Here is a 21,064-nt window from a genome sequence, read left to right as displayed (position 1 = left end):
GACGAGAGCGACCTGAACGCGCAGGATGCGCGAAGGATCACCCCTTGCAAAAATACCCCCGGGGGTATATCGTGATGGCATGAGCGCATCCCGTACTTACGTCATCATCGGTGGAGTCGCTGGCGGTATGTCGGCTGCCACCCGCCTGCGCCGACTCGATGAGCACGCCCGCATCATCGTCGTCGAACGCGGCGAACACGTCTCGTTCGCCAACTGCGGGCTGCCGTACCACGTCGGCGGGGTTATCACTGACCGAGACGCCCTCGTGCTGCAGACGCCGGCGGCCCTCGGTGCGCGGTTCGCCCTCGATGTGCGGGTGCGCACCGAGGCGATCGCAATTGATGCGCAGGCGCGCACCGTGACCGTTCGCGACCTGGAGTCGGGGGCCGAGGAGAGCATCGCGTACGACGCTCTGATTCTGAGCCCGGGCGCATCGCCGGTGCGCATCCCGATTCCCGGCGTCGAGCGCGGACTGGTCTTGCGTGACCTCGCAGACATGGACGCGATCATCGAGGCCGCCGGCGGAGCCACGCGCGCCGTCGTCGCGGGAGCCGGCTTCATCGGCCTCGAACTTGCCGAAAACCTGCACCACCGCGGGCTCGACGTGACCGTGGTCGAGATGCTCCCACAGGTGCTTCGCCCCCTGGATGTCGAAATGGCCGAACTCGTCGCCTCGCGCATCCGCGAGGCGGGTGTGACGCTTCGACTCGAGACGGGACTGACGGCGATCGGTGACGATCACGTCGTCGTGGGCGACGGTGACCACATCCCCGCCGACCTCGTGGTGCTGAGCGTTGGCGTGCGGCCCGAGAGCGGACTCGCGCGCGACGCGGGGCTCGCGCTCGACGAGCGCGGCTACATCGTCGTCGACGATCACCAGCGCACATCCGACCCGCACATCTACGCGGTGGGGGATGCGGTGGTCAAGCAGCGCTTCGACGGTCCGGCATCGCCGGTCTGGCTCGCCGGACTCGCTAACCGGCACGGTCGCCTGGCCGCTGATGCGATCGCCGGTCGCCCGCACGCCGCCGTGCCCGCTCTGGGTACGGCGATCATCGGGCTCTTCGGCCTGACCGCGGCTGCCGTCGGCCGCACGGAGCGCGAACTGCGTGAAGAGGGGCGAGAGATTCGCGTCATTCACACCCACCCGATGGACCACGCGGGCTACTACCCGGGCGCGACGCAGCTCGCGATGAAGCTGATTGTGGACGCCGAGACCGATCGCATCCTCGGAGCCCAGACGGTGGGTGAGTCCGGCGCGGACAAGCGCATCGACGTGATCGCCACCGCGATGGCCGGTGGTCTGACAGCGAGCGCGCTGGCCGACCTCGAGCTCGCGTATGCGCCGCAATTCGCCAGCGCCAAGGACCCGGTCAACATGCTGGGCTACGTTGCCGAGAACCTGGCCGGCGGCGAGCACAGCGTGCAGTGGCACGAGCTCCCCGACCTCCAGGCAGACGGCTGGCTTCTCGTCGATGTCCGCACGACGAGCGAGAACGCCGCCGGTGCCATTCCGGGCTCGCGACTCATTCCGCTCGACGAGCTTCGCGATCACGCCAGCGCGCTGCGCGGGGAGCGCGTGATCGTGCACTGCAAGGTTGGGCAGCGCGGTCACACCGCGGCGCGACTACTGGAGCAGTACGGTGTCACCGTGGCCAATCTCGACGGCGGTTACCTCACCTGGTCGGCCGGCGCAGCGGCCACCGGGCTCCTCACGAAAGGACACGCGGCATGAGCGCCGAAATCGATGTTGACCGCCTCATTGAGGTGATGGCTCGCGGAGCGCGCGTGATCGACGTCCGCGAACCGGATGAGTACGCCGAAGCGCACGTTCCCGGAGCGCAGCTCATTCCGCTCGGCAGCCTTCCCGACGCACTCGACGAGTTGGCGGGGCATGACGAGAATCTCTATGTGATCTGTCGCTCGGGTGCCCGCAGCCTGCGGGCCGCCGACTACCTCAACGCCCACGGCATCGACGCGGTGTCGGTCGCGGGCGGAACCATGGCGTGGGTCCAACGCGGACTCGACTACGAAACCGGAGAAGACGCATGACCACCATTCCCGCCGACGAGGTCGGCCGCATCGTCAACCGGCTTCGACGCGCACAGGGCCAGCTCGGTGCGGTGCTCGCGATGATCGACGACGGCCGCGACTGCCGCGACATCGTCACCCAGCTGTCAGCGGTCTCCAGCGCGGTCGACCGCGCGGGGTTCGCCATCATCGCTTCGGCGATGAAGGAGTGCCTGCGCGACGACAGCGACGATCAGGCACTCGAGGTCGCGCAGCTCGAGAAGATGTTCCTCAGCCTGTCGTAGCCGATTCGTCGAGACGACGCGCAAGCCAGACGTTCGCGTTGGGGTTGTCGTTGTACGGCTCGACGGGGCGGAAACCGAGCGCCCGATAGAGGGCCGCCGCTGAGGCGAGCGAATCGTGTGAGTCGAGCACCAACTCCTGCGCGCCGAAGTCGTCGCGCGCCCGGCGCATCAGCTCGCGCACCAGCTCGGCGCCAAGGCCCGACCCGCGCGCGTGAGGCTGCACCCAGAGGTGTTTCAATTCAGCGCGACGTCCGGCGGGGCCGTCGGCGAGCATTCGAATGCCGGCGCAGCCCACGTCGGCCGCCTCGCCCGCGAGGTTTTCGCCCTCCGCAACGAGAAACACGCCTCGTTCCCCGGTCAATTCTTCTGGCCGTGCGGGCGCGATCCGGTAGGCGAGCCCCTGCTTCTCGAACGCCGCGGCCCGCCACGCGGCGTACTGCTCGAGCAGGATGCGCGCGGCCGGGTCATCGGCGGGGGTCACGCGAAACACGGTCACGGCCATCGAGCGTAGTCATGCCCCGGCGTTTGTGGGGGAATGCGCCGGTAGGCTCGGGGCATGGTCACCCGGGTCGCCGTCGTCGGCGCGAGCGGACGCCTCGGCTCCGTCGCCTGCGACGTCATCGCACAGCAGTCTGATCTCGTTCTCGCCGCCCGCTTGAACTCGCGCAGCGACCTCGACGAGATGCTCGGCTCCGACGTCGTGCTCGACGTCACGACTCCCGGGGTCTCCGGCACCGTGGTCGACCATGCGGTGCGCGCCGGCCTCGACGTGGTCGTCGGCACGAGCGGCTGGAGCGAGGAGCGCCTGCGCACTCTGCGCACCCTGCTCGCCGACCACCCCGAGCGCGGCGTCATCGTCGTGCCCAACTTCTCGGTCGGCTCTGTGCTCGCCACCCACTTTGCGACGATCGCGGCACGGTTTTACGAGTCGATTGAGATCGTCGAGGCGCACCACGCAGCCAAGGTCGACTCTCCGTCGGGAACCGCGGTACGCACGGCTGAGCTCATCGGCCGCGCGCGCGCCGACATCGGTCCCGTCGTCGCCCCCCACGTTGACCAGCGTGCGCGCGGGCAACAGGTCGCCGGCGTGCCCGTGCACTCGCTGCGCATGCAGGGCGTCGTCGCGCACCAGGAGGTGCACTTCGGCGGCGACGGCGAAGTGCTGACGCTGCGCCACCAGACGCAGTCGGCGTCCAGCTACGAGCAGGGCATCCTCGCCGCAGTGCGCGCTGCGCCCGCCCACAGGGGTCTCACGGTGGGGCTCGATGCGCTGATCGGCCTCAGCGAGCCGGGGTCGTGACGCGCGCCCGCGTGGGCGTCGCCGTCATGGCGGTGTTGCTCGCTCTCTACCTCATCGTTGTCGCGCTCTACGCCGTGCAACTGGTGAGCGACCCGCTGCCGCTCGTTCAGGCGATGGGGTGGGCCCTGATCGTGTTGCCCCTCATCGGCGGGTGGGCGCTCGTCGCCGAGATCCGGTTCGGTTTCCGCGCTGAGCGACTCGCCGCGCTGCTCGAAGCGGAAGGCGGGCTTCCCGACGACGCTCTGCCCGCGACGGCCAGCGGCCGGCTCGACCGGGAACGCGCCGACGAGCTGTTCCTGCGTTATCGGGCCGAGGTCGAAGCCGACGATGGCCCGTGGCAGAACTGGTTCCGGCTGGCGCTCGCCTATGACGCAGCCCGCGACCGGCGACGTGCTCGCTGGGCGACGCGCGAGGCGATTCGGCGCGAGCGCGACGCGCGTCGCTGACGCGCTGCGCGCATCCCGGCCGGATGCTCGTGGCCGGGTTGGTTACGCCGCGTCGCTGTGCGGAGTCACGAGCGCTTGAATCGCCTGCTCGACCGTCTCGTGGCGGAACGTGAAACCGTCATCGAGTAGACGCTGGGGCACCACCTTTTGGCTGGCGAGCAGAAGCTCGCGACCGGCCTCGCCCATGCCGAGCGAGATCAGCTTCTCGGGCAGCGCGAACAGGTGCCAGCGGTGCATGGCCGCCGCGAGGGCGCGGGTGACACGATCGCTTGTCGCGGGGGTCGGTCCCGCGAGGTTGACCGGTCCGCTCAGCGACGAGGTCAGCAGGTGCCGAATCGCCGCAGCCTCGTCGTAGAGGCTGATCCACGGCCAGTGCTGGCCGCCCGTCGCAATCCGCGCCGCGGCGCCCAGGCCGGTGAGCACGCGCAGCGGTGTCATAGCGCCTCCAGGCCCGATGACGAGACCCGTTCGGGCCAGCACGACGCGGGTGGACTCGGGGGCCAGGCGCGCGGCCTCCTCCCACGCGTCAACGACGTCGGCGAGGAAACCCTCGCCCCGCCCAGCGTTCTCGTCGAGCCGCACGGCGGGCTGGTCGCCGTAAATGCCCACCGCCGAGCCGCTGACGAACACGCGCGGGGGAGTGCTCGCCATGCCCATCGCCTCCGCGAGCGCTCGCGTGGCGTGCACGCGCGACTCGAGAATCTGACGCTTCCAGCCGCGCGTCCACGGAATCCGCGCGATGGAGGCACCGGAGAGGTTGACCACCGCGTCCACCGACTCGAGGATGCGGAAATCGAGAACGCGCGACTCGGGCGACCACGCAAATTCGGTGTCGGACTTCGGCGTGCGGCGCACGAGCGTGAGAACGTCGTGGCCGTCAGCGCGCAATTGCTTCTGCAGCTCGGTGCCGATCATTCCGGACGCGCCGGCGATCAACACCCGCATGGGCGTGGGTGCTGCCATTTACGCGAGCGTCGCTTCGAGCGTGATCGACACACCGGCGAGCGCGGCCGAGACGGGGCAACCGGTCTTTGCATCCTCCGCGAACGCGGCGAACTGCTCGGGCGTGATGCCGGGGACCTTGGCGTTCACGAGCAGGTGGCTGCCCGTGATGCCCTCACCCGGCTGAAACGTGACGGCCGCCGTGACCTGAAGGCTCTCCGGCGGATGGCCGGCACCGGTCAGCGCGTGCGAGAGCGCCATCGAATAACAGGCTGAGTGCGCCGCCCCGAGCAACTCTTCCGGATTGGTCGTGCCCGCGACGCCTTCGCTGCGCGCGGCCCAGGTGATGGGAAATTCTGCGGCATCGGAGGTGTCGAGCGACGTCGTTCCATGTCCCTCGGTCAGCGATCCGAACCAGAGGGTCGTTGATTCGCTCGTCACTGCCATGGCCGGTCTCCATTCGTCGCCGTGCGGTTGGGAGCACAAGCCTAGAGCGCACGGCCGCGCGTCGGTAGGGAGGACTCTCAGGCGGTGCGGCGGCCGATGACGCCGAGGCGCACCAGCACGACGTAGAGCTGGCAGCCCAGGCAGTAGGCAAACGCCGCGTTGAGGAAAGCGGCCACGAAGGCAGCGCCCGCAGCGATAGCGAGCGCGCCAGGAACCCCGAGGAGGTGCAGCACGAGGCCGACGCCGGTGACCAGCAGGCCGACGCCCTGGGCAAAGGTTGGCGCTGCCGGGTCTTCCCGCTCACGCGGCGGTCCGAGACGCGGCGCGACGAGGGCGCGGAATACCGCGCCGTACGGATGACGCTGGATACCCGCGACAGCGCCCCAGGCAAACAGGAGGACGAGCACGACGAGGAGAAGAGCGGCGGGCTCTGTCAGGCGTTCGAGCGCCGTGCCTCCGAGCGGTGTCACGAGCGCCAATCCCACCGTGACAAGTAACAGCACGCTCGTGATGGCGGCGCCGAAACGGGGGCCGCGCGGGTCGATGCCCGAGGCGGAGGGTGACGCGGCGCTCACGCGGCGACGCCTTCGCGAAGCGTGCGAGCATCCTCGATCGTTGCGCGGACCGTTTCGACGGTCGCGGCGCCGATGATGCGCGAGCGAACTCGTCCATCCCGGTCGACCACGAGCGTCGTCGGAGTGCTCATGATGCCCAGCTCGCGCACGAGGTCGGGGTGCTCGGTCACGTCGATCTCGCGGTGACCGACGGTCTCGTCGTCGTCCGCCAGCTGCCCGCCGATACGGCGCATCGCCGCGCACGCCGAACAGACGGGGCTCGACAGCTGCAGCAGGGTGAGCTCGGCACCCTCGGCGGTGAGAGCGCGGTCGACGTGCTGACCGTCGGAGCGAACGCGGCCCTGCCGAGCGCGCACCGTCAGGCCGATGAGGGCCGACGCGACGACCAGCGCGACAAGCGTTGCCAGGGCGAACAGGGGATCCACGCAGATGAAAATACGCGTACGGGGCCGAATATTCCCTCCCTGTGACGCCGCATGACGGTCTCCCTGGGCGTGTGACCACCGGTCGCGAGCCGGGTTGCGGCTAGGGTTTCGACCGTGAGCGAGCAGTCAGACGAGGTCGTTTTCCGGTCCGATGTGACGGTCGAGCTGGTGCGCTCGAGCGCCGCCGACTCTGACGTGCTGTTCGCGGCACGAGTGTCGACGCAGGGCGAGAAGACGCTCGATGCCGCCGCAGCGGGAGACGCCGCGACGGTGCGCGACCGCGGACTCATCAACTACCTGATGCGCGACCGTCACGGCTCGCCGTTTGAGCACAACTCGATGACGTTCTACATTCAGGCGCCCATCTTCGTGTTCCGCGAGTTCATGCGTCACCGCATCGCCTCGTACAACGAAGAGTCGGGCCGCTATCGCGAGTTGCGCCCCGTGTTCTACGTGCCGGGTCCCGAGCGCAACCTCGTGCAGGTCGGAAAGCCCGGCGCCTACGAGTTCCTGCCGGGAACGCCCGAGCAGCACGCCCTCGTCGACGCCGAGGTGCGCGCGTCGTGCGAAGCCGCATATGCCTCGTACCAGCGGATGCTCGAAGCCGGCATCGCGCGCGAGGTCGCCAGGGCGGTCCTCCCGGTCACGATCTACTCGACGATGTACGTGACGATGAACTCGCGCTCGCTCATGAACTTCCTGTCGCTTCGCACGAAGCGCGAGGGCACGCACTTCCCGTCGTTCCCGCAGCGCGAGATCGAGATGGTCGCCGAGCGAATGGAAGAGCACTTCGCGGCGCTCATGCCCCTCACCTACGAGGCCTTCAACACGAACGGCCGCGTCGCCCCGTAGCTGGCCCACCGCGGTCGCGTCTACCCGGGGTAGCCTGGGTGTGTGAGCGCAGCGAACCCCTTCGGCCAGGTCTTGGTCGCCCTGGTGACCCCGATGACCGCCGACGGCGAGGTCGACTGGCCGGGCGTCGAGCAGCACATCGATTACCTGTGCGCGCACGGGGCCGATGGCATCGTCGTCACGGGCACAACCGGAGAGACGTCGACCCTCACGGACGCCGAGAAGTTGCGCCTCGTGACCGTCGGCAAAGAGGTCGCGGCGGGGCGCGCATCCATCATCACGGGCGGCGGCTCGAACGAGACGGCGCACGCGATCGAGCTGTACAAGGCCAGCGAGAAGGCGGGCGCCGACGGTGTCATGGTGGTGACGCCGTACTACAACAAGCCAACGCAGGCCGGTGTGTTGACGCACTTCCGCATGATCGCCGACGCAACGGATCTGCCCGTGATTCTCTACGACATCCCGGGTCGCGCCGGCATCGAAATCAAGTACGAGACGATTCTGCGCGCCGCTAAGCACCCCAACATCGTCGCGGTGAAGGATGCGAAGGGTGACCTCTCGGAGGTCAGCCGCGTCATGAACCAGACCGACCTGATGTACTTCGCCGGCGACGACGCAAACGTGCTGCCGACGCTCGCGATCGGCGGCACCGGCCTGATCGGTGTGACGGCGAACATCGCCCCGGCGCCCTACCGGGCGATCGTCGACGCGGTCAACGCGAACGACCTGGCGACGGCCACCGCGCACCACAAACTGCTCGAACCGCTCGTGCGGGCGATCATGACGCACGTTCCGGGCACGGTTGCCGCGAAGTACGTGCTGCACGGCCTGGGCCGCATTGGCTCGCCCCGCGTTCGCCTGCCGTTGGTGGGGCCCGAAGACCACGAGGCGGCGATCATCGAAGACGAAATGGCGCTCGTGCGCGACGTGGAGGGGGTCGACCTCGGCCGCTTCCGCCCCGATCGCAACGCCGCCGCCGGCGGCGCCCTGCCGAAGGTGGCGGGCACCACCCGATAAGACGTCACCCGGGGGCGCGAGGCCCCGCCAACCGGCCCGGGAACGGGCCCAACGAGATTCTTGAGGTCCCTTTCTTATGCCCCACGCTATTGAAGACGCTCCCGCACTGGAGCCCGGCACCCTCCGTGTCACGCCGCTGGGCGGCATCGGCGAGGTGGGTCGCAACATGGCGGTGTTCGAGTTCGACGGCAAGCTGCTCATCGTCGACTGCGGGGTGCTCTTCCCCGAAGAACACCAGCCCGGCGTCGATCTGATCCTGCCCGACTTCTCGCCGATTCGTGACCGCCTTGATGATGTCGTTGGCGTGGTCCTCACGCACGGCCATGAAGACCACATTGGCGCAGTTCCCTACCTCCTGCGCCTGCGGGCGGACATTCCGCTGATCGGTTCGCAGCTGACGCTGGCCCTCATCGAGGCGAAGCTCAAAGAGCACCGGATCAGCCCGTACACGCTGGCCGTGAAGGAGGGGCAACGCGAACGGCTTGCGCCCTTCGATCTCGAATTCGTGGCGGTCAATCACTCGATCCCGGATGCTCTGGCTGTCGCGATCAGGACGCCCGCCGGTCTCGTGCTCCACACGGGCGACTTCAAGATGGATCAGCTGCCGCTCGACGGCCGCATCACGGACCTCCGCGCCTTCGCCCGGCTCGGCGAGGAGGGCGTCGACCTGTTCATGACCGACTCGACGAACGCCGACGTACCAGGATTCACGCCGGTCGAGCGCGAGATTGGCAACGTGCTCGAGAGCGTGATCGCGAAGGCACCCCGCCGGGTGATCGTCGCGAGCTTCTCCAGCCACGTGCACCGCGTTCAGCAGGTGCTCGACGCGGCCCACGCGAATGGCCGCCGGGTTGCGCTACTCGGCCGGTCGATGGTGCGCAACATGGGCATCGCCGCTGAGCTCGGCTATCTGAAGGTTCCCGAGGGCATCCTGATCGACCACCGCAAGGCGGGCGACCTGCCCGACAACGAGATCGTCTACATGTCAACGGGAAGCCAGGGCGAGCCGATGGCGGTGCTCGCCCGCATGGCGAACCTTGAGCACCAGGTGGAGGTGGGGGAGGGCGACACGGTCATCCTCGCCTCGAGTCTCATTCCCGGAAACGAGAACGCGGTCTACCGGGTGATCAACGGCCTGACCGCGCTCGGAGCCAACGTCGTGCACAAGGGCAACGCCCGCGTCCACGTGAGTGGACACGCTGCCGCCGGCGAGTTGCTCTACTGCTACAACATCGTGCGCCCGAAGAACGTGATGCCCGTGCACGGAGAGGCCCGTCATCTCGTCGCCAATCAGCGACTTGCCATGGAGACGGGAATCCCGGTCGAGAACACGGTCCTCGCCGAGAACGGCACGATCGTCGATCTGAAGGACGGCGTGGCTCGCGTGGTGGGGCAGCTCGATCTCGGCGAAGTGTATGTCGACGGGTCAACCGTCGGTGAGATCACCGACGCCGACCTGAAAGATCGGCGAATCCTCGCCGAAGAGGGCTTCATCTCGATCTTCGTTGCGGTCGACGCTCAGACGGGCCGGGTCGTTGTGGGGCCCGAGATCCACGCCCGCGGCTTCGCCCCGGACGACAGCGTGTTTGACGACGTCATTCCGCAGGTCGTGCGGGCGCTCGCCGAGGCAGCCGAAAACGGGACGCGAGACAGTCACGCGTTCAGCCAGGTGGTGCGCCGCACCGTGGGTCGCTGGGTGAACACCCAGCACCGACGCCGGCCGATGATCGTGCCGGTCGTCGTCATCGCCTAAGCGAACGGGGACAGTTGCCGTCTCCGGTCGCGCTGCGGCCGACAGTTCGCCGGCGATCTGTTCCGCACGTGTGGTCGTGACACAATCGTTGTTTCTTCACGAGCGGGATTCGGTCCTGCATCTATCACTTAGCGCATGCAGGGTCTAGCGTCACAAGCATGACTCGTCTTTGGTCGACGCTCGGGGGAATCGCCGGCGTCATGTTGCTCATGTCGTGCGCGCCGCTCACCGGACAGCCGAGCTCTGATCTGCGGGCCGAAGGCCCCACGCCGCCTGTCGTCGCTGACACACCGAGCCTGCCCGACCCGGAACACACCGAAGAGCCCAGGCAGTCAGGGGTAGCGAATTTGCCGTCGCTCAACGACATGGTCGTCAGCCCTGATGGCGTTGGGCCGCTTCGGCTGGGCGAAGAGCTGCCACCGGCTGACGCGCCCGCCATAGTGCGATGGGCGCCTGACGCGTGCTCGTGGTACGTCCCCGATGGAACGGCGTTCGAACAAGGGCGCTGGGTTCTCAACGACATCTACCTCACGGAATCTGTGGGCCCCCTCTGGCGGCGAGACACTCCGTCGACGATGCCAGCCGTGGGGGTCAGTGCCGATGAGGCATCAATTGTCCAGCGAATCGATGTTCACTCTGACCGCGTCGCGACTGAGAAGGGCATCACGCTTGGCGCGTCCCGCGCCGAACTGCTCGCCGCTCACCCCGAGGCGGTTTTGCATGAACGCTTCGACCCGGAGGCCAGCGCCACGGAGGTTTACCGTATCCACGGTGCACGCGGAGCACTCCATTTCGAAGTTGGCTACAACCCACCCGGGTCTGAGCTGTGGTCAGACGCGGAAGAGGGAGTCGTGCTCCTCATGCGCGTGCACGGAGAACGCGGACCCCTCTATTCGACGATGTTCACAGACGACATCGCCGGTGGTTGCCTGTAGCCATCAGCGCGTGGGCACCGGTCGTCGTCATCGCCTAAGCGTGTCAGTCCCCGGTGTGTCCGCCGCGCGCGGGTACCGTGTCGGGCATGGCCTCCGGCTCCCGCACGACACGATCGCGCCCGCAATCGGGCGCGTCGTCGCGCACCTCGTCGAAGCGCACGGACACGGCGCCCACGAAGAAGCTCCCCGCCTCGAAGCGAGCCCCGGCCAAGGCTCCCGAGTTCGAATCGAGCGAGCCTGGACTGTTGACCCGCGCGTGGATGGCACTTGCACACGCCACGGGCGCCGCATTTCGCCTCTTCGGGCGTGAAACCCTCGCGAAGGAGGACCGTCGCGACGGTGTTCCCTTCTTCCTCGTCGTCCTCGCCGGGCTCGGCGCTCTGATCGAGTGGTTCCTGTTCGGCGACCCGGTCGCCGTCGCGCTCGATGCCTTCACCTTCGGCGGCCTCGTTGGTCGCGTCGCCTTCGCCCTGCCGGTCATCATGCTGATGTTTGCCGCGTGGCTCTTCCGCCACCCGGCGAGCGTGCACGACAACACGCGCATCGGAATCGGCCTCGGCCTGCTGATCGCGAGTGTCAGCGGGCTGTGCCACATTGCCCTCGGCGCCCCGAGTCCGTCTGACGGCGCTCCCGTGCTCGCCCAGGCGGGTGGGCTGATCGGGTGGGTGCTCGGCGGAGTTCTGTTGCTGGCGACGGTCTGGGTCGCTGTGCCCGTTCTCGTGGTGATCGCCGCGCTGTCGGTGTTGATCATGACGAAAACGCCGCCGAACCGCATCGGCCAGCGGTTGCGCGAGCTGTATGCCTATCTCTTCGGCGCCGAGCTCGCTGAGCGTCCCGAGAAGAAGGCGGCGGCGGGCGCAGAGGGGGGCGACGACGGTGACGAGTTCGGTTCGCTCACCGACCTCGGCCTCGACATGGAGGACGAGTCGTCGATGCCGTGGTGGCGCAAGGGTAAGGCGCCGCGTCACGATGAGTTGCCGTTCGACTCGGCCGTTGAGCGCGAGCAGCCGACCGACCTCATCGATCCCGAGACGCTCGCCCGCGTCTCCGACGACTTGACCGCTGTCGCCGATGCCGCCGAGCAGGCGGTTCAGCGATTCACCGGCGAGCAGCCAACGCCCGCCGCGTCCCCGGCCTCGACGCCGTCGGCCGAGTCCGGCGACGGCCTCGACCTCGATGACGATGCGGATGCCCGCCCCGCGCATCCGACGGGTCCTCCGGCTGGCGGGCCCACCCGTCCGTACCGCCTCCCCGCGCCGAGCGTGCTCGAGCAGGGCACCCCGCCCAAGGCGCGCAGCGCCGCGAACGACGCGGTTGTGGCGGCGATCACCGACGTGCTCGAGCAGTTCCAGGTCGATGCGAAGGTGACCGGCTTCAGCCGGGGACCGAGCGTGACCCGCTACGAGATCGAGCTCGGCCCGGGTGTGAAGGTTGAGCGCTTCACCGCGCTGACGAAGAACATCTCGTACGCGGTCGCGAGCAATGAGGTGAGCATCCTCTCGCCGATTCCGGGCAAGAGCGCGATCGGTGTCGAGATTCCGAACACCGACCGTGAGATTGTGACCCTCGGCGATGTGCTTCGCTCGAGTGCGTCGGCGAAGAGCCTGCACCCCATGTCGATTGGCGTCGGCAAAGACGTCGAGGGCGGCTACGTCGTGGCGAACCTCGCGAAGATGCCGCACCTTCTGGTTGCTGGGTCGACCGGTTCCGGCAAATCGAGCTTCATCAACTCGATGATCACGAGCCTGCTGATGCGGGCGAAGCCGGCCGAGGTGCGCATGGTGCTGATCGACCCGAAGCGGGTCGAACTGGCCGCCTACCAGGGGGTCCCGCACCTCATCACGCCGATCATCACGAATCCGAAGAAGGCTGCCGAGGCCTTGCAGTGGGTCGTGAAAGAAATGGACATGCGGTATGACGACCTCGCGTCGTTCGGCTTCCGCCACATCGATGACTTCAACCGCGCCGTGCTCGCGAACGAGATCGAGCTTCCCGAGGGCAGCCAGCGAAAACTGCAGCCGTACCCGTATCTGCTCGTCGTGGTTGACGAGCTGGCCGACCTCATGATGGTTGCCCCGCGCGATGTCGAAGACTCCATCGTGCGCATCACCCAGCTGGCGCGAGCCTCCGGTATCCACCTGGTGCTGGCGACGCAGCGCCCGAGCGTCGACGTCGTCACCGGGCTCATCAAGGCGAACGTGCCGAGCCGACTCGCCTTCGCGGTGTCGAGCATGACCGACAGCCGCGTAATCCTCGATCAGCCCGGAGCCGAGAAGCTGATCGGCCAGGGCGATGGCTTGTTCTTGCCGATGGGCGCGAACAAGTCGATGCGGGTCCAGGGCGCCTGGGTGACCGAGGGTGAGATCGCCGCGGTCGTCAAGCACGTCAAAGACCAGGCGCGCCCCGAGTATCGCGACGATGTGGCCGCCGAGACGCAGAAGCGCGAGATCGACGCAGACATCGGAGACGACCTCGAGGTACTGCTTGCCGCTGCTGAGCTCGTCATCACGACACAGTTCGGCTCGACCTCAATGCTGCAGCGCAAGCTTCGCGTGGGTTTCGCCAAGGCCGGCCGACTCATGGACCTGCTCGAATCGCGCGAGATCGTCGGCCCCTCCGAGGGGTCCAAAGCCCGCGACGTTCTCGTGAGCGCCGACCAGTTGCCCGACGTCCTGGCGCGGCTCCGCGGTGACGAACCACCGTCGGCGCCCGCGCAGACGTCGGCCCTCGGTGAGGACGACCCCATTGAGTCGATGACGCGGGGCTATCCTGAAGAGCAGGTGGCGTCTGACGAGGACGCGTGGAGCCTGACCGGGCGCGAGTGACATCCCCGGTCTCGAATCCGGGGGAGGAAACGCGGTGACGTCACGCGACGGTGGTCCCAGCTTTCCGCTGCGCGGGCGCGTGATCGCTGACGGCGACACCCCCGCCTCAAGCGGCAACATCGCGAACATCATCACGATCGTTCGCATCCTGCTGGTGCCCGTCTTCGTGACCCTCCTCGCGCTCGATGGAGGCAGTGATGGCTGGTTGCGCCTGACGGCGGCCGTCCTGTTCATCCTCGCCATCGCCACCGATGGTGTTGACGGTTTCCTGGCTCGCCGCCGCAACCTGATCACCGACCTCGGAATCTTGCTTGACCCGATCGCCGACAAACTGTTGACCGGCGCCGCGCTCGTCATGCTCGCGCTTCTTGCCGAGCTGCCGTGGTGGGTGGTCGCCGTCATCCTGGTACGCGAGTGGGGCATCACCCTCTTCCGTTTTGCGATGCTGCGCAATCGAGTGATCCCGGCCTCCCGAGGCGGGAAGCTCAAGACGGTCATGCAATCGGTGGCAATCTCGTTCGCTCTCGTGCCGCTGTGGGTGGTGTTCGGCGACTGGGTGCACTGGCTGAACACCGGGCTCATGTCGATCGCGGTCGTGCTGACCGTTGTGACGGGTATCGACTACCTCTGGAAGGCGTGGGCGAGCCGTGGCGGCGACCACGTCGAGCCCGAGCCGCGCAGCGAATGACGGACGCAACCGCCTCCCGCGTCATCGCGACGATGGCTGAGCGCGGGCTGACGCTCGCGGTCGCCGAATCGCTTACGGGAGGGATGCTCGTCGCTCGCCTCGTCGATATCCCGGGAGCCTCGGCGGTCGTCTCCGGTGGCGTTGTCGCCTACGCAACGGCCCTGAAGCGCACGCTGCTCGGCGTTCCGCAGAGCCTGCTCACCGAGCACGGTCCCGTGCATCCTGAGGTGGCAATCGCGATGGCGCGCGGTGTGCGTGAGCGCCTCGCCGTCGACGGAGTCCCCGCCCACCTCGGCGTCGCCACAACGGGAGTCGCGGGCCCCGACCCGCAGGGCGATGCCCCGGTCGGCCTCGTCTACGTCGCGCTGGTGGATGCTCGCGGTGCGCTGGTGCGCGAGCTCCGTCTCGCCGGTGACCGCCGGGCGATTCGCGAGGGGACCGTCGAGGCGGCACTGACGCTGATGGGTGACCGTCTGGACGGGCGGGAATAGCGCAGGTGACGGTCGTGTTACACCAAGCGTCCTGACACGCGTTCCCCAGTATTTCGGGGTTACAGTGAAGACACACGGATCGGGTAGTGTTACCGCCCCGGCAGCACACCAGCCCGCCGCGACAGACGTAGAGGAGGCCGCCATGGTTCTGGTCCGACAAGAGATCGGCGAGGTCCTCCGCGACGTGCGCCTGCAAAAAGGACGCACCCTGCGTCAGGTCGCGAGCCGTGCCAGCGTCGCCCTCGGCTACCTGAGCGAGGTCGAGCGCGGCCAAAAGGAGGCCTCTAGCGAGATCCTCGCCTCCGTCGCGGAGGCACTCGACACCCCGATCTCGACGATCATGCGAGAGGTGGGAGATCGCCTCGCCGTCATTGAGGGGCTTGCCACCGTGCCCGACACGCTTCCCGACGACCTGGTCGCCGAGTTCGACGCCGACCTCGCGGTTCGCTAGGCCTGCGGGGCCCTCTCTGAAGCTCTCGGAGTTTCGACGAGCTGTCGTCGACGAGTTCGGCGACGCGTACGGTCGATCGCTGGTGCGCGACCTGGTGCTGGGCGACGTGGGAGACCGCACGGCGCAGCAGGCGCTCGACGCGGGCGTCGCGCCCCGTGACGTGTGGCTCGCCCTATGCGCTGCGACGGACGTTCCCCGCGAGCGCTGGCACGGTGCCGGTCGCCCGCAGCCTCGCCCCGGTCAGTGACACGCCGACGGCAATCACTCGAACATGTGTTCGTGTGTGGCCTAGACTCCCTCACAGCGGCAGTCGAACACCTCTGAGTGCACAGTGTGTTGCGTCCCGTCGACTATGTCGGCGGTCGTGCGTACCGTTCACCGCGAGGCGGCAGACGCCGTCACCGCCTTGTCGCATCCCGGCCGTCCTTGCTCCATCGGGCGACCGGCACGGCGATAGCCGATAGGCGAACCGCGCACGACACAGAGAGAAGTGATGATCATGCCCTCACCCGCAGACCGCGAAAAGGCCCTCGAGACGGCCCTCGCGCAGATTGATCGACAGTTCGGCAAGGGCAGCGTCATGCGGCTCGGCAGCGACGAGCGCGCGCCAGTCGCCGTGATCCCCACCGGGTCGATCGCCCTCGATGTCGCGCTCGGTATCGGCGGCCTGCCTAAGGGTCGCATCATCGAGATTTACGGCCCTGAGTCGTCGGGTAAGACGACCCTCACCCTGCACGCGATCGCGAATGTGCAGCGCGCCGGCGGCATCGCCGCCTTCATTGACGCCGAGCACGCGCTCGACCCCGACTATGCGCAGAAGTTGGGCGTCGACATCGACCAGCTGCTCGTGTCCCAGCCCGACACTGGTGAGCAGGCCCTGGAGATCGCCGACATGCTCGTGCGCTCAGGCTCGATCGACCTCGTCGTCATCGACTCGGTTGCGGCGCTTGTGCCCCGCGCCGAGATCGAGGGCGAGATGGGAGACAGCCACGTCGGCTTGCAGGCCCGCCTCATGTCGCAGGCTCTGCGTAAGCTCACCGGCGGCCTGAACTCGACCGGTACCTCGATGATCTTCATCAACCAGCTACGCGAGAAGATCGGCGTGTTCTTCGGCAGCCCCGAGACCACCGCCGGCGGTAAGGCGCTGAAGTTCTACGCGTCGGTGCGCCTCGACATTCGTCGCATTGAGACCCTGAAAGACGGTACCGACGCGGTGGGTAACCGCACGCGCGTGAAGGTCGTGAAGAACAAGATGGCCCCGCCGTTCAAGCAGGCCGAATTCGACATCCTGTACGGCGTTGGCATTTCTCGCGAGGGCAGCCTGCTCGATTTCGGTGTCGACCACGGCATCGTGAAGAAGTCGGGCGCCTGGTACACCTACGACGGCGACCAGCTCGGTCAGGGCAAAGAGAACTCGCGCAAGTTCCTGCTGCAGAACCCCGACATCGCCGCCGAGATTGAGAGCAAGATTCTCGCGAAGCTGGGTATTGGTGCCGCAGCGGCTGCCGCACCGGCGGCTGACGCGCCGGTCGATTCGATCCAGCAGAAGCTCGCGCAGAAGAAGGCCGCCGGGGCGTGAGCACCGAGCCCGACGCCGGTCAGTGGGTCGCTCCGGTGATCTCACTGGCCGGCGCGCGGGCCAGCCGCACCGGCTCCGATGACGCTCGGCAGGCGTTCACCGACGACGAGCGGGCCGACGCTGAGCGCATCAGCATGCGCGTGCTGGGCCGTCGCGGTGTCTCGCGTCGTGAACTCATTGAGGCACTCGTCGAGCGCGACATTGCCCGCGACCTTGCTGAAGCCGAGGCCGACCGCCTCGAACGGGTGGGCCTCATCGACGACACTGAGTTGGCGAGAACCCTCATTGAGCGTCTCGTCACTCGCAAGAAGCTCGGGCGCGGCGCGCTGAAGGCCGAACTGCAGCGTCGACGCCTCGCCCCCGAAGCGATCGACTCCGCGCTCGCCGATCATGCCGACGACGTCGACACCGACGCGTTGATCGCCGAGCTGGTGGCCGACCGCGCGCGGCGACTGGGGTCAATTGATCGGGCCACTGCTGAGCGACGATTGCTGTCCTACCTGCAACGCAAGGGCCACGGCGGCTCGGCCGCCCAGCGCGCCGTGCGCACCGCACTCGACGGTGCGCCCGCTGCGCGGCGCACCCCGCGGTTCGAGTAACAGCCCCGCGCGTAGACTTGCTGCCACCATGAGCAGCACTTTCGCCCCGCCCAGTACGGTCTCCGTCGAGTCTGACACGCCGCGCACCTACGAGGTTCGCACCTACGGCTGCCAGATGAACGTGCACGACTCCGAGCGGCTCGCCGGCTCTCTCGAGGCCGCTGGATACGTGCCCGCGACAGCCGGCGACATTGCCGATGTCGTCGTCATCAACACCTGCGCCGTGCGGGAAAACGCCGACAACAAGCTCTACGGCAATCTTGGCCACCTCGCGAGCGTCAAGCGCGAGCGGCCCGGCATGCAGATCGCGGTGGGCGGCTGCCTGGCCCAAAAAGACACCTCGACAATTCTGCAGAAGGCGCCATACGTCGACGCCGTCTTCGGCACGCACAACATGGGCTCGCTTCCGGCGCTGCTGGAGCGCGCGCGGCACAACGGTGAAGCCCAGCTCGAGATCCTCGAGTCGCTCGAAGTGTTCCCGTCCACCCTGCCCACGAAGCGTGACTCGACGTACTCCGGATGGGTCAGCATCTCGGTCGGGTGTAACAACACGTGCACGTTCTGCATCGTGCCGAGCCTGCGCGGAAAAGAGAAAGACCGGCGACCAGGAGACATCCTCGCCGAGATTCAGGCGCTCGTTGATGACGGTGCGATCGAGGTCACGCTGCTTGGCCAAAACGTCAACACCTACGGTGTTGAATTCGGCGACCGCCAGGCGTTCGGCAAGCTGCTGCGCGCGGCCGGCCGCATCGAGGGGCTCGAACGCATTCGATTCACGAGCCCGCACCCGGCTGCCTTCACCGACGACGTGATCGACGCGATGGCCGAGACTCCGGCGGTGATGCCGCAACTTCATATGCCGCTGCAGTCCGGCTCTGACCGCATCCTGAAGGCCATGCGGCGCTCGTATCGCAGCGAGAAGTTCCTGGGCATCCTCGATCGGGTGCGCGCGCGCATCCCGAATGCGGCGATCTCCACCGACATCATCGTCGGCTTCCCGGGCGAGACCGATGATGACTTCGACGACACCCTGCGGGTGGTTGAGCAGGCGCGGTTCGCCAGCGCCTTCACTTTCCAGTACTCCATCCGCCCGGGAACCCCGGCGGCGACGATGCCCGACCAGGTGCCGAAGCATGTCGTTCAGGAACGCTACGAGCGGCTGATCGCGCTGCAAGAGCACATCAGCTGGGAAGAAAACCAGCGCCAGGTGGGGCGCGAGGTTGAGGTGCTCATCTCGACGGGCGAGGGAAAGAAAGACGCAGAGACCGAGCGCATCTCGGGCCGCGCGGAAGACAGCCGCCTCGTGCACATCCGGGTGCCAGAAGGGGCCGAGCGTCCTCGCCCGGGCGACGTCGTGACGACGACGATCACGCAGGCGGCACCGTTCCACCTGCTGGCCGACCACGATGGCCCCTTACGCATCCGTCGCACGCGGGCCGGTGACGCGTGGGATCGCGCGCAAGCCGAGAGCTGCGGCGTGCCGAGCCCATCCAGCAACGACGGAACGGCGCGCGTCTCGCTGGGCCTTCCCGGCCTTCGCGTGGGCACGCCCGCGGGCCCGACGACCCCGATCTACGACCCGGCCGACGGAGTGCGCGGCTCCCTGTCGTGATCGCCGTCCTGGTCGGCGCGACCGGAACCGGAAAGACAGCCGCATCTCTCGAACTCGCGGAGCGCATCCGTGAGCGTGGGGTGGCGGCCGAGATCGTCAACGCCGACGCGATGCAGCTGTACCGCGGCATGGACATCGGCACGGCAAAGCTGCCGGTCTCCGAGCGCCGCGGCATTGCGCACCACCTCATCGACGTGCTCGACGTCACCGACGAGGCCTCCGTCGCCGCATACCAGCGGGATGCGCGCCGCGCCGTCACCGACATCGCCGCCCGCGGCGGGGTGCCGATTCTGGTCGGCGGCTCGGGGCTGTACGTGGCGTCGGTGGTCACCGATTTTCGTTTTCCTGGCACCGATCCGGCGGTACGCGCCCGCTACGAGGCCCTCCTCGCCGAGCGAGGCCTCGGTTATCTCGTCGCCGAGCTGCAGCGCCGCGACCCCGAGGCCGCTGCGGCGATCGACCCGCACAATGCCCGGCGGGTCATCCGTGCGCTGGAGATCGGGGAGGTCACCGGTGACGGCGCGCGACCCGGCCTCGCCGCGCGCAGCACCCCGTGGCGTGCGTACACGCAGCTCGGCCTCGCCGTCGACCGTGCCGTTCTCGTTGAGCGCCTCGACGCTCGCGTGCGTGACATGTGGCGCGCGGGGCTCGTCGACGAGGTCGCCGGGCTCCGCGAGCGGGGGCTTGAGCGCGGCCCGACAGCGTCGCGGGCCATCGGCTACGCCCAGGCCCTCGACCAGCTTGCCGGGCGGGTCACCGAGCAACAGGCGATCGCTGACACCGCGGCGTTGACGCGGCGCTACGCGCGCCGCCAGGTGAGCTGGTTCCGCCGCGATGCGGCCACGCAGTGGGTCGATGCTCTCGACGCTGCTGCGCGGGATGCTGCGCTCACCGCTCTCGCCGATTCGTGCGTCGCTAGCATGGCCGGGTGACCGACACGCTGCTCATCACCAAAGGACACGGAACCGGCAACGACTTCGTGCTGTTCGCCGACCCCGACGGTGAGATCGCCCTCACGGAGGCGCAGCGCGCCGCGATCGCCGACCGCCACTTCGGCGTGGGCGGCGACGGGGTGATCCGTGCGGTGCGATCCGCGAGCATCCCCGAGGGTGCCGCGATCCTCGCCGACGAACCCGAGGCCGAGTGGTTCATGGACTACGCGAACGCCGACGGCACCGTCGCCGAGATGTGCGGCAACGGAGTCCGGGTGTTCGTTCTCTACCTCATCGAGCGCGGCTTCATCGATCTTCCGCCCGGCCATTCGGTGCCGATCGGAACCCGCGCGGGTGTGCGCGATGTGCACCGTCTGGCGGACGGCTTCGCGGTCGATCTGGGCCGGTGGCGACTGACGGGCGAAGAGCCGCTGGTGCGCGCCCGCGACCTTCCGGTTGCGCGTCCCGGCTTGGGCATCGACCTCGGGAACCCGCACGTTGTTGTGGCGGTCGCTGGCGACGATGAACTTGCGGGCATTGACCTCTCGACGGCGCCGATCCTCGATCCGGCGGCAGAGGCAGGTGCCAACGTCGAATTCGTGGTTCCGGCCGATCCGCTCGTGCGCGACGGCCTCGGCCGCATCCGCATGAGGGTGCACGAGCGCGGCAGCGGCGAAACGCTGTCGTGTGGCACCGGCGCTGCGGCGGCCGCGCTGGCGGTGCGGCACTGGGCTGGAGCGTCTGCTCCGAACGAGTGGCGGGTCGATGTTCCCGGCGGCACGCTGGGGGTGCGCATGTTTGCCGCCGAGGACGGCGAACACGTGGCGTTGAGCGGGCCCGCCGCGCTGGTGTTCGACGGCGAGCTGACCGTCTAGCGCCT

General features: G+C 68.1%; 24 protein-coding genes. 19 read left to right on the top strand and 5 right to left on the bottom strand.

Annotated elements, in window-relative coordinates; translation table 11 throughout:
- Positions 1–79 precede the first annotated feature (79 nt).
- Genes ACK4SC_RS02150 through ACK4SC_RS02140 form a run of 3 tightly spaced genes read left to right on the top strand, consistent with a single transcriptional unit; the run spans position 80 to position 2,315 of the window.
- Positions 80–1,735 (top strand): FAD-dependent oxidoreductase, encoded by a 1,656-nt coding sequence (locus ACK4SC_RS02150; RefSeq protein ID WP_409614392.1) that lies wholly within the window; start codon positions 80–82, stop codon positions 1,733–1,735.
- Positions 1,732–2,052, top strand: coding sequence for a rhodanese-like domain-containing protein (locus tag ACK4SC_RS02145; RefSeq protein WP_409614391.1), 321 nt, complete (start codon positions 1,732–1,734; stop codon positions 2,050–2,052). Before ACK4SC_RS02150 ends, ACK4SC_RS02145 begins: the two co-directional genes overlap by 4 nt.
- A complete protein-coding gene (locus tag ACK4SC_RS02140; RefSeq protein ID WP_409614389.1) occupies positions 2,049–2,315 on the top strand; it encodes a metal-sensitive transcriptional regulator in 267 nt (88 codons plus the stop codon). The genes ACK4SC_RS02145 and ACK4SC_RS02140 overlap by 4 nt, the downstream gene beginning before the upstream one ends.
- Here the strand turns inward: ACK4SC_RS02140 and ACK4SC_RS02135 are convergent.
- Complete coding sequence (locus ACK4SC_RS02135) at positions 2,302–2,811, bottom strand: GNAT family N-acetyltransferase (RefSeq protein ID WP_409614387.1); 510 nt, start codon at positions 2,809–2,811, stop codon at positions 2,302–2,304. The genes ACK4SC_RS02140 and ACK4SC_RS02135 overlap by 14 nt on opposite strands.
- 60 nt (positions 2,812–2,871) lie before the next feature.
- On the opposite strand from ACK4SC_RS02135, the gene dapB reads away from it, so the two are divergent.
- Both dapB and ACK4SC_RS02125 read left to right on the top strand, forming a co-directional pair.
- The gene (gene dapB / locus ACK4SC_RS02130) at positions 2,872–3,615 is read left to right on the top strand and encodes a 4-hydroxy-tetrahydrodipicolinate reductase (RefSeq protein WP_409614385.1); all 744 of its coding nucleotides are present in this window, start codon (positions 2,872–2,874) and stop codon (positions 3,613–3,615) included.
- Positions 3,612–4,061 carry a hypothetical protein gene (locus ACK4SC_RS02125; RefSeq protein WP_409614384.1) on the top strand — a complete coding sequence of 150 codons (450 nt, stop codon included), beginning with the start codon at positions 3,612–3,614 and terminating at the stop codon, positions 4,059–4,061. The genes dapB and ACK4SC_RS02125 overlap by 4 nt, the downstream gene beginning before the upstream one ends.
- Before the next feature lie 42 nt (positions 4,062–4,103).
- Here ACK4SC_RS02125 and ACK4SC_RS02120 read toward each other — a convergent pair whose 3' ends face one another.
- The 4 genes from ACK4SC_RS02120 to ACK4SC_RS02105 form a co-directional block, all read right to left on the bottom strand.
- Positions 4,104–5,024 (bottom strand): TIGR01777 family oxidoreductase, encoded by a 921-nt coding sequence (locus tag ACK4SC_RS02120; RefSeq protein ID WP_409614382.1) that lies wholly within the window; start codon positions 5,022–5,024, stop codon positions 4,104–4,106.
- A complete protein-coding gene (locus ACK4SC_RS02115; RefSeq protein ID WP_409614380.1) occupies positions 5,025–5,450 on the bottom strand; it encodes an OsmC family peroxiredoxin in 426 nt (141 codons plus the stop codon).
- Between the two features lie 77 nt (positions 5,451–5,527).
- A complete protein-coding gene (locus ACK4SC_RS02110; protein ID WP_409614378.1) occupies positions 5,528–6,025 on the bottom strand; it encodes a DUF4395 domain-containing protein in 498 nt (165 codons plus the stop codon).
- Entirely contained in the window at positions 6,022–6,450 is a 429-nt protein-coding gene (locus ACK4SC_RS02105) for a thioredoxin family protein (protein WP_409614376.1), read from the bottom strand. The genes ACK4SC_RS02110 and ACK4SC_RS02105 overlap by 4 nt, the downstream gene beginning before the upstream one ends.
- Before the next feature lie 114 nt (positions 6,451–6,564).
- Between ACK4SC_RS02105 and thyX the strand changes: the two genes are divergently transcribed.
- The 14 genes from thyX (at position 6,565) to dapF (ending at position 21,059) form a co-directional block, all read left to right on the top strand.
- Complete coding sequence (thyX, locus tag ACK4SC_RS02100) at positions 6,565–7,302, top strand: FAD-dependent thymidylate synthase (RefSeq protein WP_409614375.1); 738 nt, start codon at positions 6,565–6,567, stop codon at positions 7,300–7,302.
- 42 nt (positions 7,303–7,344) lie between these two features.
- Positions 7,345–8,319 (top strand): 4-hydroxy-tetrahydrodipicolinate synthase, encoded by a 975-nt coding sequence (gene dapA, locus ACK4SC_RS02095; RefSeq protein ID WP_409614374.1) that lies wholly within the window; start codon positions 7,345–7,347, stop codon positions 8,317–8,319.
- A 76-nt stretch (positions 8,320–8,395) separates the two neighbouring features.
- Positions 8,396–10,072 (top strand): ribonuclease J, encoded by a 1,677-nt coding sequence (locus ACK4SC_RS02090; protein ID WP_409614373.1) that lies wholly within the window; start codon positions 8,396–8,398, stop codon positions 10,070–10,072.
- A 158-nt stretch (positions 10,073–10,230) separates the two neighbouring features.
- Positions 10,231–11,007 carry a hypothetical protein gene (locus ACK4SC_RS02085; RefSeq protein WP_409614371.1) on the top strand — a complete coding sequence of 259 codons (777 nt, stop codon included), beginning with the start codon at positions 10,231–10,233 and terminating at the stop codon, positions 11,005–11,007.
- An 86-nt stretch (positions 11,008–11,093) separates the two neighbouring features.
- On the top strand, positions 11,094–13,832 hold the full coding sequence (locus ACK4SC_RS02080; RefSeq protein WP_409614369.1) for a DNA translocase FtsK: 2,739 nt from the start codon (positions 11,094–11,096) through the stop codon (positions 13,830–13,832).
- A gap of 34 nt (positions 13,833–13,866) precedes the next feature.
- The gene (gene pgsA / locus ACK4SC_RS02075) at positions 13,867–14,520 is read left to right on the top strand and encodes a CDP-diacylglycerol--glycerol-3-phosphate 3-phosphatidyltransferase (protein WP_409614368.1); all 654 of its coding nucleotides are present in this window, start codon (positions 13,867–13,869) and stop codon (positions 14,518–14,520) included.
- Positions 14,517–15,011 carry a CinA family protein gene (locus ACK4SC_RS02070; protein ID WP_409614366.1) on the top strand — a complete coding sequence of 165 codons (495 nt, stop codon included), beginning with the start codon at positions 14,517–14,519 and terminating at the stop codon, positions 15,009–15,011. The genes pgsA and ACK4SC_RS02070 overlap by 4 nt, the downstream gene beginning before the upstream one ends.
- Positions 15,012–15,153: 142 nt before the next feature.
- Complete coding sequence (locus ACK4SC_RS02065) at positions 15,154–15,462, top strand: helix-turn-helix domain-containing protein (RefSeq protein ID WP_409614364.1); 309 nt, start codon at positions 15,154–15,156, stop codon at positions 15,460–15,462.
- Positions 15,463–15,478: 16 nt separating this feature from the next.
- Positions 15,479–15,709, top strand: coding sequence for a DUF3046 domain-containing protein (locus ACK4SC_RS02060; protein WP_409614834.1), 231 nt, complete (start codon positions 15,479–15,481; stop codon positions 15,707–15,709).
- A 252-nt stretch (positions 15,710–15,961) separates the two neighbouring features.
- Positions 15,962–17,041: a recombinase RecA gene (gene recA, locus ACK4SC_RS02055; RefSeq protein ID WP_409614362.1), complete on the top strand. Its 1,080-nt coding sequence runs from the start codon at positions 15,962–15,964 to the stop codon at positions 17,039–17,041.
- Positions 17,038–17,640, top strand: a complete 603-nt coding sequence (locus tag ACK4SC_RS02050) for a regulatory protein RecX (protein ID WP_409614360.1) — start codon at positions 17,038–17,040, stop codon at positions 17,638–17,640. Before recA ends, ACK4SC_RS02050 begins: the two co-directional genes overlap by 4 nt.
- A 28-nt stretch (positions 17,641–17,668) precedes the next feature.
- Complete coding sequence (miaB, locus tag ACK4SC_RS02045) at positions 17,669–19,252, top strand: tRNA (N6-isopentenyl adenosine(37)-C2)-methylthiotransferase MiaB (protein WP_409614358.1); 1,584 nt, start codon at positions 17,669–17,671, stop codon at positions 19,250–19,252.
- A complete protein-coding gene (miaA, locus tag ACK4SC_RS02040; RefSeq protein ID WP_409614357.1) occupies positions 19,249–20,184 on the top strand; it encodes a tRNA (adenosine(37)-N6)-dimethylallyltransferase MiaA in 936 nt (311 codons plus the stop codon). The genes miaB and miaA overlap by 4 nt, the downstream gene beginning before the upstream one ends.
- Entirely contained in the window at positions 20,181–21,059 is an 879-nt protein-coding gene (dapF, locus tag ACK4SC_RS02035; protein WP_409614355.1) for a diaminopimelate epimerase, read from the top strand. The genes miaA and dapF overlap by 4 nt, the downstream gene beginning before the upstream one ends.
- Positions 21,060–21,064 lie beyond the last annotated feature (5 nt).

It is taken from the genome of Microcella sp., from assembly GCF_046293215.1.
GTDB lineage: Bacteria > Actinomycetota > Actinomycetes > Actinomycetales > Microbacteriaceae > Microcella.
Note: the sequence above shows the minus strand (reverse complement) of the source record. Positions and strands in the feature narration are given on the sequence as shown.

Coding starts and splice junctions, on each gene's coding strand:
- miaB (WP_409614358.1), top strand. CDS start 17,669: ATGAGCAGCACTTTCGCCCCGCCCAGTACGGTCTCCGTCGAGTCTGAC.
- recA (WP_409614362.1), top strand. CDS start 15,962: ATGCCCTCACCCGCAGACCGCGAAAAGGCCCTCGAGACGGCCCTCGCG.
- ACK4SC_RS02120 (WP_409614382.1), bottom strand. CDS start 5,024: ATGGCAGCACCCACGCCCATGCGGGTGTTGATCGCCGGCGCGTCCGGA.
- ACK4SC_RS02090 (WP_409614373.1), top strand. CDS start 8,396: ATGCCCCACGCTATTGAAGACGCTCCCGCACTGGAGCCCGGCACCCTC.
- ACK4SC_RS02145 (WP_409614391.1), top strand. CDS start 1,732: ATGAGCGCCGAAATCGATGTTGACCGCCTCATTGAGGTGATGGCTCGC.
- dapB (WP_409614385.1), top strand. CDS start 2,872: ATGGTCACCCGGGTCGCCGTCGTCGGCGCGAGCGGACGCCTCGGCTCC.
- ACK4SC_RS02070 (WP_409614366.1), top strand. CDS start 14,517: ATGACGGACGCAACCGCCTCCCGCGTCATCGCGACGATGGCTGAGCGC.
- ACK4SC_RS02080 (WP_409614369.1), top strand. CDS start 11,094: ATGGCCTCCGGCTCCCGCACGACACGATCGCGCCCGCAATCGGGCGCG.
- ACK4SC_RS02065 (WP_409614364.1), top strand. CDS start 15,154: ATGGTTCTGGTCCGACAAGAGATCGGCGAGGTCCTCCGCGACGTGCGC.
- ACK4SC_RS02085 (WP_409614371.1), top strand. CDS start 10,231: ATGACTCGTCTTTGGTCGACGCTCGGGGGAATCGCCGGCGTCATGTTG.
- ACK4SC_RS02115 (WP_409614380.1), bottom strand. CDS start 5,450: ATGGCAGTGACGAGCGAATCAACGACCCTCTGGTTCGGATCGCTGACC.
- ACK4SC_RS02140 (WP_409614389.1), top strand. CDS start 2,049: ATGACCACCATTCCCGCCGACGAGGTCGGCCGCATCGTCAACCGGCTT.
- ACK4SC_RS02150 (WP_409614392.1), top strand. CDS start 80: ATGAGCGCATCCCGTACTTACGTCATCATCGGTGGAGTCGCTGGCGGT.